General features: G+C 67.9%; 15 protein-coding genes. 11 read left to right on the top strand and 4 right to left on the bottom strand.

The window, feature by feature from the left end; translation table 11 throughout:
- Positions 1-14 precede the first annotated feature (14 nt).
- From minE to minC, 3 genes are read right to left on the bottom strand one after another with little or no spacing between them, the layout of a single operon-like run.
- Complete coding sequence (gene minE / locus AC3RCC_RS22510; protein WP_066467971.1) at positions 15-278, bottom strand: cell division topological specificity factor MinE; 264 nt, start codon at positions 276-278, stop codon at positions 15-17.
- The gene (gene minD, locus AC3RCC_RS22505) at positions 275-1,090 is read right to left on the bottom strand and encodes a septum site-determining protein MinD (protein WP_291644820.1); all 816 of its coding nucleotides are present in this window, start codon (positions 1,088-1,090) and stop codon (positions 275-277) included. Before minD ends, minE begins: the two co-directional genes overlap by 4 nt.
- A gap of 34 nt (positions 1,091-1,124) precedes the next feature.
- Positions 1,125-1,877, bottom strand: coding sequence for a septum site-determining protein MinC (minC, locus tag AC3RCC_RS22500; protein WP_452116952.1), 753 nt, complete (start codon positions 1,875-1,877; stop codon positions 1,125-1,127).
- A 449-nt stretch (positions 1,878-2,326) separates the two neighbouring features.
- Here minC and AC3RCC_RS22495 point away from each other — a divergent pair, with 449 nt between their 5' ends.
- Positions 2,327-3,070, top strand: coding sequence for a nucleotidyltransferase domain-containing protein (locus tag AC3RCC_RS22495; RefSeq protein WP_291637257.1), 744 nt, complete (start codon positions 2,327-2,329; stop codon positions 3,068-3,070).
- A gap of 42 nt (positions 3,071-3,112) precedes the next feature.
- Here AC3RCC_RS22495 and AC3RCC_RS22490 read toward each other — a convergent pair whose 3' ends face one another.
- On the bottom strand, positions 3,113-5,152 hold the full coding sequence (locus tag AC3RCC_RS22490; RefSeq protein ID WP_492256647.1) for a 4Fe-4S binding protein: 2,040 nt from the start codon (positions 5,150-5,152) through the stop codon (positions 3,113-3,115).
- Between the two features lie 141 nt (positions 5,153-5,293).
- Here AC3RCC_RS22490 and AC3RCC_RS22485 point away from each other — a divergent pair, with 141 nt between their 5' ends.
- From AC3RCC_RS22485 to AC3RCC_RS22440, 10 genes are all read left to right on the top strand, one after another.
- A complete protein-coding gene (locus tag AC3RCC_RS22485) occupies positions 5,294-6,025 on the top strand; it encodes a biotin/lipoate--protein ligase family protein (protein ID WP_492256646.1) in 732 nt (243 codons plus the stop codon).
- A gap of 52 nt (positions 6,026-6,077) precedes the next feature.
- Positions 6,078-6,632, top strand: coding sequence for a DUF6505 family protein (locus AC3RCC_RS22480; protein ID WP_291637251.1), 555 nt, complete (start codon positions 6,078-6,080; stop codon positions 6,630-6,632).
- Complete coding sequence (locus AC3RCC_RS22475; protein WP_492256645.1) at positions 6,629-7,639, top strand: DUF6352 family protein; 1,011 nt, start codon at positions 6,629-6,631, stop codon at positions 7,637-7,639. The genes AC3RCC_RS22480 and AC3RCC_RS22475 overlap by 4 nt, the downstream gene beginning before the upstream one ends.
- Before the next feature lie 10 nt (positions 7,640-7,649).
- The gene (locus AC3RCC_RS22470) at positions 7,650-8,162 is read left to right on the top strand and encodes a DUF3305 domain-containing protein (RefSeq protein ID WP_492256644.1); all 513 of its coding nucleotides are present in this window, start codon (positions 7,650-7,652) and stop codon (positions 8,160-8,162) included.
- Positions 8,162-8,890, top strand: coding sequence for a DUF3306 domain-containing protein (locus AC3RCC_RS22465; protein ID WP_492256643.1), 729 nt, complete (start codon positions 8,162-8,164; stop codon positions 8,888-8,890). The genes AC3RCC_RS22470 and AC3RCC_RS22465 overlap by 1 nt, the downstream gene beginning before the upstream one ends.
- A gap of 100 nt (positions 8,891-8,990) precedes the next feature.
- Complete coding sequence (locus AC3RCC_RS22460) at positions 8,991-9,782, top strand: Cro/CI family transcriptional regulator (RefSeq protein WP_291644836.1); 792 nt, start codon at positions 8,991-8,993, stop codon at positions 9,780-9,782.
- 26 nt (positions 9,783-9,808) lie between these two features.
- Complete coding sequence (locus AC3RCC_RS22455; protein ID WP_291637240.1) at positions 9,809-10,003, top strand: formate dehydrogenase; 195 nt, start codon at positions 9,809-9,811, stop codon at positions 10,001-10,003.
- A 13-nt stretch (positions 10,004-10,016) separates the two neighbouring features.
- Entirely contained in the window at positions 10,017-12,995 is a 2,979-nt protein-coding gene (locus AC3RCC_RS22450; protein WP_492256642.1) for a formate dehydrogenase subunit alpha, read from the top strand.
- A gap of 14 nt (positions 12,996-13,009) precedes the next feature.
- Entirely contained in the window at positions 13,010-13,606 is a 597-nt protein-coding gene (gene fdh3B / locus AC3RCC_RS22445) for a formate dehydrogenase FDH3 subunit beta (RefSeq protein ID WP_291637236.1), read from the top strand.
- A gap of 87 nt (positions 13,607-13,693) precedes the next feature.
- Complete coding sequence (locus AC3RCC_RS22440; RefSeq protein WP_492256641.1) at positions 13,694-14,701, top strand: formate dehydrogenase subunit gamma; 1,008 nt, start codon at positions 13,694-13,696, stop codon at positions 14,699-14,701.
- Positions 14,702-14,790: the final 89 nt, after the last annotated feature.

The raw sequence follows: 14,790 nt of genomic DNA, 5'->3' as shown, positions 1-14,790 counted from the left end.
AGAAAAGGCGGCCCTCAGGCCGCCTTCTTGCCCGCGTCGAACGGGATCTCGATGTCGACGGCGAGGGTCGAGACCTTGGCGCCGCGCTCCATTTTGACGGTGACCTTCTCGTCGTCGATCTGCACATGCTTGGCGATGACGCGCAGGATCTCTTCGCGCAGCTTGGTGACGAGATCGGAACCGCCGACCGTGGCGCGTTCATGGGCGAGCAGCACCTGCAGCCGATCGCGCGCGGCAGGGGCCGACTGGGAGCGGGAAAACAGGCGACGGAAGTTCATGCCGCTTTCCTTCCGAAGATCTTGCCGAAGAAGCTGCGCTTCTCGCCGGGGACGGCGACCGGCAGGGCCTCGCCCTTGAGGCGACGGGCCGCCTCGAAATAGGCGATCGCCGGAGCGCTGCGATTGTCGGCCAGCGTGACGGGCGAGCCGACATTGGAGGCGCGGAGCACGTCCATGCTTTCCGGAATGATGCCGAGCAGCGGGATCGAGAGGATCTCGAGGACGTCGTCGACCTTCAGCATGTCGCCGCGCTCGGCCCGGACCGGGTCGTAGCGGGTGAGCAGCAGGTGCTTCTCCATGCGCTCGCCGTTCTCGGCCTTCAGCGTCTTGGAATCGAGCAGGCCGATGATGCGGTCGGAATCGCGCACCGAGGAGACTTCCGGATTGGTCACGACGATGGCGACGTCGGCATGGCGCATGGCGAGTGTCGCGCCGCGCTCGATGCCGGCCGGGCTGTCGCAGATCACCCAGTCGAAGGCGGATTTCAGGGCTGCGATGACCTTCTCGACGCCTTCCTGCGTGAGATTGTCCTTGTCGCGGGTCTGGGAGGCCGCGAGCAGGTAGAGCGTCTCGACCCGCTTGTCGCGGATCAGCGCCTGCGCCAGCTTGGCTTCGCCCTGGATCACGTTGACGAGGTCGTAGACCACCCGCCGTTCGGCCCCCATGACGAGGTCGAGATTGCGCAGGCCGACGTCGAAATCGACGACCACGACCTTCTCGCCGTTTTGCGCGAGGGCGGCGCCGAGCGCGGCGGAGGAGGTCGTTTTGCCGACGCCGCCCTTGCCCGATGTGACTACGATGACCTTGCCCATGGACCTCTCCCGTTGATGTGGATGCGCCGTCATTTCAGGCGAGTGCTCCGACCTTGAACGTTTCGCCTTCCAGCCAGAACTGGACGGTCTTGCCGTGGAGGTCGGCCTCCAGGTCCTCGGCCGTCTTGTAGTAGCCGTCGATTGCGACGAGCTCGGCTTCGAGCTTGCGGCAGAAGATGCGCGCCGAGGCGTTGCCCATCGTGCCGGCCATCGCCCGTCCGCGGAGCGTGCCGTAGATATGGATCGAGCCGCCGGCGATGACCTCGGCCCCCGATGCGACCGAGCCGACAATGGTTACGTCGCCTTCGGTGAAGATGATCGACTGCCCCGAGCGCACCGGCTGGGTGATGACGATCGAAGGCGTCGCCTTCACGGGCTGCGGCTCGGCGGGAACCAACTCTTCTGCAGGCTCCGCGCTTTCGACGACCACGGCTTCCTTCGCCTCCTCGGCGGCCGGAGCCTCGAAATCCGCAGCCTCGCGCCCGCCGGACATGGCCGGCGGCAGATCCGGGCTGAGCCAGGACGGCCGCGCGCCCTCGATGCCCATGATCCGTACCTTGCGCGCCGAAAGCTGGGCGACCAGATCGCGCAGCTGCTGGCGGTCGATCTCGAGGCCTTCGACGTCGAGCACCACCGGCCGCCGCAGGAAGAAGCCGGCGGAGCGGGCGGCGAGATCGTCGAGCCGCGTCAGCCAATCCTCGAAGGGCAGCTCCGGGTTCAGCGTCAGCGCGAGATAGGATCGCCCCTTGAGGCGTATCGGCCGAGATTGGGTTAACACGTTGGTCATCTTGGTTAATTTTGCGTTTCCCGGATGTAGCCAGGGAATGGTTAACAAGCGGTAAAACATTCGCCGCTGCCCCATCGGAACAGGCGTGGCGGAAATTGCATGGCGAGCGGAAAATCCCTTTCCGATCATGGCGTTGGGAAATGTCTGCGCGCTGTTGAAAACCCGCTTTGGCGGGTAGGAGTGGCCTGGCCGGCCGGCGGTCCGCAGGGGGCGTCCCTGAGCGCGGCCGATCGGGCGGTCTGGCCGTCCGGAAGCCCGATTTTGCGGGCGTGGCGCGTCCTTGGAGGGGCGCGATCGGGCGCGCTCGGAACGGCGGTCGAGTCGGGACGGCGCATCGGCCGATTCGCGTGCGTGGCAGGCTTGCAAGCCGCGTGGCGATCGACCGCCCCTGCAGGTGGCGGACAAGGGCGTGCAGAGCGGCTATCTCCGCGGATCGATCGGAGAGAGCGATGTTTGCAGGATGCCCCACCCCGTCAGAGGCGCTCGCCGTGGCTCAGGCGGTGTTCGCCTCGCGTTATGCCGGCGCCGCATTCGCCTTCGCCGCGGGTTCGATCATGCGCGGCGAGGGCACGCGCCTCTCCGATCTCGACCTCGTGGTCATCTATGACCGGCTGGAAGCGGCGTGGCGCGAATCGTTCATCGCCGAGGGTATCCCGGTCGAGGCCTTCGTCCATGACCACGAGACGCTGGGCTGGTTCATCGAGACCGATGTCGCGCAGGGCAATCCCAGCCTGCTGCACATGATCGCCGAAGGGGTGGTCATCGGCGACGCTCGCGGCCGCGCAGCCGCTCTGCAGCGGGATGTCGCGCGACGGCTTGCCGAGGGGCCGCCGCGCCTGCCGCCCGCCAGGCTCAACGTCCTGCGCTATGAGATCACCGACGCCATCGATGATCTGCGTGGCGAAAGGAGCCCGGCCGAAATCCTGGCGATCGGCGCCATGCTGTATCCGCGCTTCGTCGAGCTCGCCCTGCGCCGGCGTGGGCGCTGGAACGGAACCGGGAAATGGGGGCCGCGCCGGCTCGCCGAGGCGGATGCCGGCCTCACCGGGCGCTGCGACGCCGCCTTTCGCGCCCTTTTCGCGGCTGGCGCCTGCGAAGAGGTCATCGCCCTGGCCGAGGAGGAGCTGGCGCCTCATGGCGGACGCCTGTTCGATGGCGATTACCGCCGCGCTTCTCCGCTCTGCCGCGCCTAGATTTGGCTGTCCCGGCGGGCCGGAGCGTACTCCCGCCCTGGCCTATTGCAGCGGATCCTCGCCGCGTTCGGCGCGCTCGCGCAGATAGTCGTCAGTGGTCCGCACCGGTGGGCGCTGCGGCGCCAGATGCGGGTCGAAGCTCTCATTGACCACGACCTCGACCCGGCAATCCTCGCACATGCGCAGGATCGAGGCGCGCTTGGCGCCTTCGCCGGCGAACATCCAGTGCCGGTTCTCGAGCTTGGCGGCGATCTTCTCGATCGTGCTCTTGACCCCGAAAGCCTTGCCGCAGGCGATGCAGTGGAATGGCTCCTCCTGCTTCAGGACCCTGCGGCCGGCCTTCCAGGCGTCGAAATCGATCTGCGGCGCGAGCGTGATCACCTTTTCCGGGCAGGTCGCGGCGCAGAGCCCGCATTGCACGCAGAGATCTTCCTGGAAGCTCAGCGTCGGCCGTTCGGGATTGTCGCCGAGCGCGCCGACCGGGCAGGCCGAGACGCAGGCGAGGCAGAGCGTGCAGCCATCGGTGTCGAGATTGACCGTGCCGAAGGGCGCGCGGGCCGGCATCGCCACGCTGCCGGCCGGCTCGGGCGCCGCGGCGTGCAGTTCCTCGACGATCTGGCGCAGCAGCGGCCGACCGTCGCCCATCGGCCGGAACCGGGCCGGCTGCGGGGCAACCCGGCCGAGCAGGATGCTGGCGAGGGCTGCGCCGAGCGCCTCGGGGTCGTCGGTTTCGATCAGCGCCGCGCGCGCCTCGCCGAAGCCGAGTGCGCCGGAGAGCGCATTGGCATAGTCGAGATTGCGCTGGAGGCCCGAAAGGTCGTGCTTCGGCTTTGCCCGCCCGAGCACGCGCACCGCCGCGGCCCCGAAGGCGAGCGCGGCCGCGAAGCTCTCCATGCCGAGCTGGGTGATCTCGTTGACGCGCAGCGGCAGGACGCGCGCCGGCAGGCCGTCGCCATGGCGGGCGAGGGCGTCGATCAAGGGTTCGCCATGCTCGGCGTCGTGCAGCAACAGAATGGCGTCCTCGCCGCCGGCCTCGGCATAGGTGACGAGCAAAGTGCGCAGTTTGCGCAGCAGCGCGTCGGTCGGCGGCAGGGCGTAGGTCACCGCGCCGGTCGGGCAGACCGCGGCGCAGGCGCCGCAGCCGGCGCAGATCTCGGCCGAGATCGCGACATGGTCGCCGGCGGGGCTGATCGCGCCGGTGGGGCAGAGCTCGAGGCAGCGCGTGCAGCCGGTCCGGCTGGCGCGCGAATGGGCGCAGAGTCCCTCGTCCAGCGCGACATAGCGTGGCTTGTCGAATTCGCCGACGAGCTGGCTCGCGGCGAAGATCAGGCGCTCGACCGCGGCAGGATCGCGCGGGTCGGCACGCAGATAGCCGGCGCGCAGATCTCCGGCGGGAAAGAGCGGGGTGCCGCCGCTGATGTCGATGACAACGTCGCAATGCGAGACCGCCCCGTTGCGCGGGGCCTCGAAGACCAGCTTGGCCCGCGAGGAGGGGGAGGGGGCGGCATAGTCGTCGACGCTGAGCTCGAAGGCGCCGAGCCAGCCGGTCGCGCGGCCGATCGTGCCCTTCAGCACCGGGAAATTGTCGAGCCGCGGCGGCGCGATCTCGCCCGGCCGCGTCAGCAGCACGGTGACGTCGAGATGCTCGGCGAGGCGCTGCGCCAGCGCGATCGCGCCGTCGTCGCGGCCATAGATCAGCGCCACGCCCTTGCTGGTGAGCGTGGTGAAGCTGGCCGGCGGCATCGGCTCGCTCGCGGCGGCGAGCAGCGCCGCCATTTTCGGGCCGGCGGATTTCGCCTCCCGCGACCAGCCGGCGGCCTCCCGGATATTGGCGAAGACGAGGTCGCCGGCGTAATCGAGATCGGCTGCCACCTCCTCGAACAACGGCGCCTCCTGGGTGCAGGCGACGGTGATCGCCTCGCTCTTGGCGAGCATGTCCTGGAAGCGTTCGATCTGGCTGCGGCAGAGATGACGGTGCTGGCTGATGCCGGCGCTCTTGCAGCCGCGCTGCAGGGCGGCGCCGTCGAGCGGCATCGTATCCTCGCACGAGCAGACCATCAGCGTGCGTGCGACTTCGGTCATCGGGGCCGTATTCCTCGAAAGCTGGCGAGCGCGTCTTTCGTCGCCCTTGCGATAATTCATGCTTATATGGAATTGGAACGACTCCAAAGAAGCAAGCCCGCTTCGAGCGGTCTCGGGGATGCGGGAGAGATGGCGGCAGGGGTGGCTAGACCGGACGATCTCAGGCGCGAACCGGTGCTGCCGCCGGGGTTTTCGCTGGTGACGCTGCGCGAATCCGGCGACGCCTTCGGCCATGCCCAGGCGATCGCCGATGAGGCCGGCGCCGCGACCTTGGTCTGGGTGCGACGTTTCGACATCGTCGAATTCGCGGTCGTGCTGGAGCCCGACGCGATTCTCGCCGAGGCCCGGCTCGCCCACTACCTTGCGATGAATGCGCTCGCTGACGCGCTCGCCATCCATTCTCCGCCGGAGCGGCCCGTGCTGTTCCGCTGGCCCGACGCCCTGACCTATGATCTCGGCCTGATCGGCGGCGGCCGGCTGGCCTGGCCGGCCGATTGCTCGGAGAAGCAGGTGCCGGACTGGCTCGTTTTCGGCGCCATGGTCCGCGCCACCACCATGTCGCCCTTCCAGCTCGGTCAGACCGGCGTCGGCATGGCGGAGGAGGGCTTCGAGGAGGTCGATGCGGTCGACCTGATCGAGGCCTTCGCCCGCCATCTCATGCTCGGCGTCAGCCGCTGGCAGGAGGAGGGCGCCAAGCCGACGGTCAGGCGCTGGCTCGACCGGCTGGAGAAGGTGACGGGTGTGCGCCACGGCATCGAGCCGAATGGCGATCTGGTCGCGACCTCCCAGTACGGGACAGAGCGCGAGGGCCTCGTCGAGGCGCTCGCCAGGGTCGACTGGCTGGATCGCGAGAGTGGCGGGCCGAAGCTGTGACGGGCAATGGCCGCGAGGCCTCGTGTTCGCTCCTCAGGATGAGGGTTTCGTCGTGAGCGCGCCTCTTAAGCTGCCGCGGGCGATCAGGCTCGATCCTTCCGACGGCTTCGTCTTCCGCCGGGCCGCCGAGCCCGGCGAATGGCTCGTCAGCGGTTCCTTCCTGTTCGATCCGCAGCGCGTCGCCGAGCTCGACGCCAAGGGGCGCTCCGCCTTCCGCTCCGGCTTTCTCGGCATCGACAGTTTTGGCTGGAGCACGCTCGCGGTGGTCACGGAAGCGACGCCGGCGGAATATGAGCAGGCCTTGGTGCTGCTCGCCGGGCGCTTCGTCGAGAAGCTCGGCGCTCCCGGTCTTTCTGCTGCGCGGGACGCGGCCGCCGAGGAGCTCGCCTTCGCCGCCTCGCTCTGCGATCATCCCCCGCAGACCCTTCTCGCCTTGCACCGGACGCTGGAGGAGGGCGAGATCCGCGAGCGCTTCCGCATACTGGTGCCGCGTGGCGACCGGCCGAAGGACGCTTTCCGTGCCTTCGAGTTCGTCGAGGTGGAGGGCGAGGACGAGATCGTGGAGCGGGTCGATCTGATGAATCTCGGCAAGGGCGGCACGCCATGACGCATTTCTGGGCGAGCTCCGGCCATCTCCTGCTCGATCGCGAGCCGGGCGGCGGCCTCCTCGTCACCGACGACTTCCTGAAGGCCTATCTGGCGCGGCCGGAAGTGCTGCCGCCGGACGAGGCCTGCGATGCCGAGCGGATGCTGCACACCAGGCTGATGGCGACGCCGCAGGCCGAGGTCGCGGCGAGCGAGATCGCGGCGCTGGCCGATGCCGATGCCCGTGAGAACTGGCGCTTCCTGCTCGGCTGGCGCGACCGGCTGCTTGCGGCGCCGACGCTGGAGGCCGCCTATGCCGGCATCATCCGGAAGGGCGTTTCCGGCGTGCCGCCGCTCTTCCTCGACCAGCTCGTGCACGTCATCCTGCGCGCCGCGCTCGACGAGGAGGACGATCCCTTCGTCGTCCGCGCCGCCGAATGCCTGTTCCGGCCGCAGCGCGTCACCGTCCACGAGAACACCATCCTCCTGGCCGATGCCGAGATGATCGAGGGCCATGAGGCCGACCGACACGCCTCGCCTCTGCTCGCCATGCTGGGCGGACCGGCCGCGACCGCGCTCGACCTCCTCAAGAGCACCAATTCGGCGCAGTATTGGCAGCGTTCGGATGCCTTCGACATGGTGCTCGATCTCGGGGGCAAGCCCTCCGGACGCGCCGCGCTCGGCCAGGCCTTGCGCCACTGGATCCGCCAGATCCACGGCTTCGACATCGCGATCGAGGCGGTGGAGAGCGTCAAGGATGCCGATTGGCGCTGGTTCGTCGGTCTCGACGCGCAGGCGACGGCGGTCGGCAACGCGCTCTGGCGCGGCGAGAGCCTGGAGCCGGAGGCGGCCTCGCGGCTGATCGCGCTCTATAGGCTCGACCTGCCGGCCGAGGTGCCGGTCGTGCCGGCGGCGAAGGGGCGGCCGGTCTATCTGCTGGCGGCGATGGGGCAGGACAAGGTCCTGCGCCTCAAGCCGCAGAACCTCGTCGTCGGCCTGCCCCTGGCCGAGCGCGAGATGGCGAATTGAGGAGGCTGCGATGACCCAGCTCTATCATGAGGTCGGCATCGTCGTGGAGCGCCGCGCCATCGACTCGCCCTGGGCCGACCATGCCTGGGCGCCGATCGCCGTGCTTCCCGAACCGCCCGATCTCGCGCCCTGGTCGAAGCTCACCGGCACGGCCGAGCGCCAGCAATTCTATCTCGGCCCGGCGACCTTGACGCTGCACTCGGTCGATACCGCGCATTTCCGCGAGAATTTCGAGAGTGGCCAGGCCAAGCTCTGGGTCGCGGTCCGGCCGACCGGGCTCGAGCCGGCGCTCGAAATGGTCGGCGTCACCGCCGACCCGTTCGAAGGCGAGGTCTTCTGCGAGAATGTCGACGATGTCGTCGAAGCCGTGCCGATGCCGGCCGCGGTCGCGCGGCTGGTACTGGCCTTCTTCGAGGAGCACCATGTCGAGCGCGAATTCGTCAAGCGCAAGCGCTCCGAGCACGATCCGCGCAAGGGTGGCGGTCCCCGGCCGCGTCCCGGCCTCGAACGCGGAGAGGGCTGATGTCCGCCCGCGGCGAGGACGACGGGGATGACGGCTTCCTCGGTCGCTGGTCGCGCCGCAAGCGCGCCGCCGCTGAGCAGGCAGCGCCACCGGCTGCGCCTGAGCCGGTGGCGAAGGCCGCGTCGGAGCCCGCCTTGCCGCCCGAGCCTGAGCCCGAACCGGTCGAGCCGCCCTCGCTCGACCTGATCGACAAGGATTTCGATCTCGCCCACTGGCTGAAGCAGAACGTCCCCGAGAGCTGGAAGCGCGCCGCGCTGCGCCGGGCCTGGGAGAGCGATCCGGCGATCTCGGGCTATCTCGATCCGGCCCGCGACTATGCGCTCGACTGGAACACGCCGGGCGGCGCCCCAGGCTATGGCCCGCTCTCGCCTTCCGACAATGTCGAGGAGATGATCGCCAACATTTTCGGCAAGCAGCCCGAGCCACCCTCCGAATCGGCCGCAACGGGTCCGGCCATGCTGCGTGATGATGCCGCAGATCATCGACTTTCGTCTAAGGAAGATGAGGCTGGTGCTTTGGGTGCGCCGCAACCGGACGAAGCAGAGCCGCCGCAGGAGCTGCTGCCAGTTCGCCGTAGCGATGCGCCGGAAAGCGCGGGAACCGTCGAAAAACCCGGTGAATTGCAGCCATTGCCGACTGCAGGTGTTGCTGCAGTGCAGGATCAATCCTGGTCGCAGCCCCCTGTGGCTCGACCGCGCAGGCGCGGCGGGGGCGCGACGCCGCTCTGACTTTCAGTTGAGAACAATTGAAATCTGCGGTGATAAGGGAGCATTATCACCGGCGCTCGAGCGCGCCTGAAGCGCGTCGGCAGGGGAGGTGGCATCGTCCATGCGGGACCAGGCTCTTGAACGGGCAATCGGAGCGGCTGGCGGCGTCAGGGCCCTGGCGCGTGCGCTCGGGGTTTCGCAGCCGGCGATCTCGAGCTGGAAGCGCGTGCCGGCCGACCGGGTGCTCTCGGTCGAGGCGAGCACCGGTGTCCCGCGCAGCGAGCTTCGGCCCGATCTCTACCCGCAGGAGCCGATCATCGTCCGGCAGGCCGTTCCGGAGCTCGACGAGCTCGACGCCGCCCGTGCCGAGGAATGCGAGCTGATCGGCGCCCTGCTCTGGCGCGCGCCGACGGCCGAGACGCTGGCGGCGCTGCAGGGCCTGCGCGGCGACGCCTCGCCGCTCGGCATGGCTCATTTCGCGCTGGCCGAGGCTGCGGCCGAGACGACGCCGGAGGCGGTCCGCGACGAATTCTTCGAGCTCTTCATCGGCGTCGGCCGCGGCGAGCTCCTGCCCTATGCCTCCTATTATATGACCGGCTTCCTGCACGAGCGCCCGCTGGCGCTGGTACGCGAGGATATGGGCCGGCTCGGCCTTGCGCGCGACGAGCGCGCCGGTGAGCCGGAGGATCATATCGCCGTTCTCATGGACATCCAGGCGCAATTGATCCGCGGCGAGGCCACCGGCGAAGGCATCGACGAGCGCTCTTTCTTCGAGCGTCACATCCAGCCCTGGGGCGAGCGCTTTTTCGCCGATCTCGAGGTTGCCAGGACGGCGCGCTTCTACCGCGCCGTCGGCCGGGTCGGCAGCCTCTACCTTTCGATCGAGACGCAGGCCGCGAGCCTGCCCGCATGATGATGCCCGGCGCGGAGGAGACGACGATGTCGCAGAAGAGCAAGGAAACGGGGCTCGACCGCCGCAACTTCTTCAAGGCGCTCGGTGCGGGCGCCACCGCGGCCGTCGCGCCCGTCGCCGTGTCGCCGGCCGCAGCGGTCGACCCCGGCAAGGAAGAGACGAAGTCCCGCTATCGCGAGACCGACCACATCAAGAATTACTACCGCACCAACCGGTATTGAGGAGGCTGGCGTCATGCTGATCAAGCGCAAATCCGCCGACGTCCAGCGCGGCCGTCTCCAGTCCGCCCTCGGCGGCCTTGCCGCCGGCGTGATGGATCGCCGCTCCTTCCTGCGCCGCTCCGGCCTGGTGGCGGGCGGCGTCGCGGCTGCCGGCGCCCTGCAGATCGGCGCCGTCCGCAAGGCCGAGGCCGCGAGCCCCGGCCCGGCGACCGGTACCAAGATCGTCAAGAACATCTGCACCCATTGCTCTGTCGGCTGCACCGTCAAGGCCGAGGTCGCCAATGGCGTCTGGGTCGGCCAGGAACCGGCCTGGGAGAGCCCGATCAACCGCGGCACGCACTGCGCCAAGGGCGCCTCGGTGCGCGAGCTCGTCCATGGCGACCGCCGCATCAAGTACCCGATGAAGCTGGTCGATGGGAAATGGCAGCGCCTGTCCTGGGACCAGGCGGTCGGCGAGATCGGCGACAAGATGATGGAGATCCGGGCCAAGTCCGGCGCCGATTCCGTCTACCTGCTCGGCTCGGCCAAGTTCTCGAATGAAGGCTCCTATCTGTTCCGCAAGTTCGCGGCCTTCTGGGGCACCAACAACGTCGATCACCAGGCGCGCATCTGCCACTCGACTACGGTCGCGGGCGTTGCGAACACCTGGGGCTACGGCGCCATGACCAACTCCTACAACGACATCCGCAATTCGAAGACCGTGCTCTTCATGGGCTCGAATGCCGCCGAGGCGCATCCTGTCTCGATGCAGCACATCCTGGCGGGCAAGGAGACCCAGCGCGCCAACGTCATCGTCTTCGATCCGCGCTTTACCCGCACCGCGGCGCATGCGACCGACTATGTCCGCTTCCGCTCCGGCACCGACATCGCGGTGATCTGGGGGCTGATGTGGCACATCTTCCAGAATGGCTGGGAGGACAAGGCCTTCATCGCCAGCCGCGTGCACGGCATGGACGACGTCCGCAAGGAGGTCGAGAAGTATGATCCGAAGACCGTCGAGGACATCACCGGCGTTCCCGCCGAGCAGATGAAGCGCGCCGCGCAGACCTTCGCCACGGTCAAGCCCGCCACCTTCGTCTGGTGCATGGGCGTGACCCAGCACTCGGTCGGCACGGCCAACGTCCGCGCCATCTGCAACCTCCTGCTCGCGACCGGCAATGTCGGCGCCCGCGGCACCGGCGCCAACATCTTCCGTGGCCATTGCAATGTGCAGGGCGCCACCGATTTCGGCCTCGATGTCTCGAACCTGCCTTGCTATTACGGGCTGGTCGAAGGCGCCTGGCGCCATTGGGCCCGGGTCTGGAACGTCGATTACGACTATTTCGTCTCGCGCTTCGACGAGGTTCCGGCCAAGGGCGGCCGGCCGGCGCGCACCCGCAAGCAGAACATGGAGCTTTCGGGCCTCACCTCGACCCGCTGGTTCGACGCCACCAACCTGCCGGCCGAGCAGGTCGACCAGCAGGACAATCTCAAGGCCATGTTCGTCATGGGCCATGGCGGCAACTCCATCCCGCGCATGACCGATCTGGCCAAGGGGCTGGAGAAGCTCGACCTGCTGGTGGTCTGCGATCCGCACCCGACGAATTTCGTCTCGCTGGGTGGCCGCAAGAACGGCACCTATGTGCTGCCGATCTGCACGCAGTTCGAGACTTCGGGCTCGCGCACCTGTTCGAACCGCTCGCTGCAATGGGGCGAGAAGATCGTCGAGCCGATCTTCGAATCCGCCAGCGACTACGCGGTCATCTACAAGCTTTCGCAGAAGCTCGGCTTCGCCGAGGCGATGTTCAAGCCCTATGAGATGGTGCAGGGCAAGATCGGTCCCGAGCCGACCGCCGAGTCGATCCTCAAGGAAATCAACCGCGGGGGCTGGTCGACCGGCTATACCGGCCAGTCGCCGGAGCGGCTCAAGCTGCACATGGCCAATCAGGACAAGTTCGACCTGGTGACGCTGCGTGGCGCCAAGGGCTCCCCGGTCGAGAATGATTTCTACGGCCTGCCCTGGCCGTGCTGGGGGACGCCGGAATTCAAGCATCCGGGCTCGCACATCCTCTACAACACCTCACTCGAGGCCAGGGATGGCGGCGGCACCTTCCGCCCGCGCTTCGGCCTGACGCGCGAGCGCACTTTGCCGGATGGCAGCAAGGTCAACGACACCCTGCTGGCCGAGGGCGGCTCGTTCTCGCTCAACTCCGAGATCAAGGACGGCTATCCCGAGTTCACCATGGGCGTGCTGAAGAAGCTCGGCTGGGACAAGGACCTGACACCGGCCGAGCTCGAGGTCATCACCGGCATCGGCGGCAATAATATCGATGCGGTGAGCTGGTCGATCGACCTGTCGGGCGGCATCCAGCGCGTCGCGCTCGAGCATGGCTGCGTGCCCTATGGCAACGGCAAGGCCAGGGCCAATGCCTGGAACCTGCCCGATCCCGTGCCGACCCATCGCGAGCCGATCTATTCGCCGCGCGTCGACCTCGTCGCGAAGTGGCCGGCCCGGCCCGACGAACGCACCTTGCGCATCCCGAACCTGCACACCTCGATGCAGAAGGCGGCGGTCGAGAAGGGCATCGCCAAGGCCTTCCCGATCGTCCTCACCTCCGGCCGCCTCGTCGAATACGAGGGCGGCGGCGAGGAGACGCGCTCGAACAAATGGCTGGCCGAGCTGCAGCAGGACATGTTCGTCGAGATCAACCCGGCGGATGCCAGCGAGCGCGGCATTCGTGACGGGGCCTTCGTCTGGGTCTCCGGTCCGGAGAACGGCGCCAAGGCCAGGGTCAAGGCCCTGGTCACCGACCGGGTCGGCAAGGGCGCGGCCTTCATGCCCTTCCATTTCGGCGGCTTCTTCCAGGGCGTCGACCAGCGCGGCAACTACCCGCCCGGGACCGACCCGATCGTGCTCGGCGAGTCCGTCAACACGGTCACCACCTATGGCTACGACCCGGTGACGGGCATGCACGAAGGCAAGGCCACGCTTTGCCAGATCGCTGCGGCGTGAGGAGGCACTGAACCATGGCCCGGATGAAATTCCTCTGCGACGCCGACCGCTGCATCGAATGCAACGCCTGCGTCACCGCCTGCAAGAACGAGAACGACGTGCCCTGGGGCATCAACCGCCGGCGCGTCGTCACCATCAACGACGGCAAGCCCGGCGAGCGCTCGGTCTCGATGGCCTGCATGCACTGCACCGACGCGCCCTGCGCGGCGGTCTGCCCGGTCGACTGCTTCTACACCACGGCGGATGCCGTGGTGCTGCACAACAAGGACCTCTGCATCGGCTGCGGCTATTGCTTCTACGCCTGCCCGTTCGGCGCGCCGCAATATCCGAAGCTCAGCAATTTCGGTTCGCGCGGCAAGATGGACAAGTGCACCTATTGCGCCGGTGGTCCGGAGGTCGATCTCTCGCCCGCCGAGTTCCAGAAATACGGCTCGAACCGCCTCGCCGAGGGCAAGCTGCCGCTCTGTGCCGAGATGTGCTCGACCAAGGCGCTGCTCGCCGGCGACGGTGAGATCATTGCGCAGATCTACAAGGAACGCGTGGTCAAGCGCGGCTACGGTTCCGGCGCCTGGGGATGGCAGACCGCCTATCGGGAAACCATCGCCATCTGACTTCTGGGGGGAGGGGCGCGTCACGGCCGGAAAGGTCGGATGCGTTCCTCCCGCAGTCCCGCCATGCCTTCGCGAAAGGACGCCGCAATGCCGCTCGGTGCTCATCTCCGCTTCCTGTTCAGCGGGCTCCTGCTTGCGCTGGCGCTCGCCGTCGCGGCTCCTGCCGGCGCCCAGCAGGTCAACCCGACCGCCAATTCCGTTCGGGAGCAGCAATTCCTCGAGGTGCTGAAGGGCAACCCTTCCGCCGAGCTTCGCGGCAGGGTCTCCATCCCCGACACCAGGGCCGCCACGCTGGAGCGCCCGGCCGGGCGCGACTGGCGCAGCTTCCACCAGGGCACCATGACCCGCATCGGCGCCGTCGCCGTGCTCGGCATGCTGGTCATACTGGTGGCCTTCTACCTGTTCCGCGGCAGGATCAGGATCGCCGCCGGTCCTTCCAGACAGACGATCACGCGCTTCAACGCCTTCGAGCGCTTCATGCACTGGCTCACCGCCGGCTGCTTCATCATCCTGGCGCTGTCGGGCCTGAACGTCACCTTCGGCAAGGCCTTGCTGCTGCCGCTGATCGGGCCACAGGCCTTCACCAATCTCTCGGTGGCGGCCAAATGGTCGCATAACTTCCTGGCCTGGCCGTTCATGCTCGGCGTGGCGCTGATGTTCCTGGTCTGGATCAAGGACAACATCCCGAATCTCGGCGATCTGCGCTGGCTTGCTGCGGGCGGCGGCCTGATCGGCAAGGGCCATGCGCCGCCGGCCCGGCGCTTCAATGGCGGCCAGAAGGTGATCTTCTGGGCCGTGGTGCTCGGCGGTGCCGCGCTCTCGGTCTCGGGCGTCTACCTGCTGTATCCGAGCTTCTCCGGCGGCGTGCTCGACATGCAGTTCTGGAACATGGTCCACGGCATCGTCGCCGTGCTGATGATCGCCGTCATGCTGGCGCACATTTATATCGGCTCGATCGGCATGGAAGGCGCTTTCGACGCGATGGGCTCGGGCGAGGTCGACCTCAACTGGGCCAAGGAACACCACGCGCTCTGGGTCGCCGAGGAGGTCGAGAAGGGCCGGGCGCCCGGGGCGAGGCTGCAGCCGGCGGAGTGACAATCGGCGCGCTTGACCCGCACATGCGATCCGCAGGATGACAGCCGGGCGCTTTTTGCGCCCGGTTCTGTTTTGGAGATGTCATCCTC

It is taken from the genome of Allobosea sp. GW823-FHT01F03 (assembly GCF_058798075.1).
The sequence above is the reverse complement of the archived record's forward strand: the minus strand, read 5'-3'. Positions and strand labels throughout refer to the sequence as shown.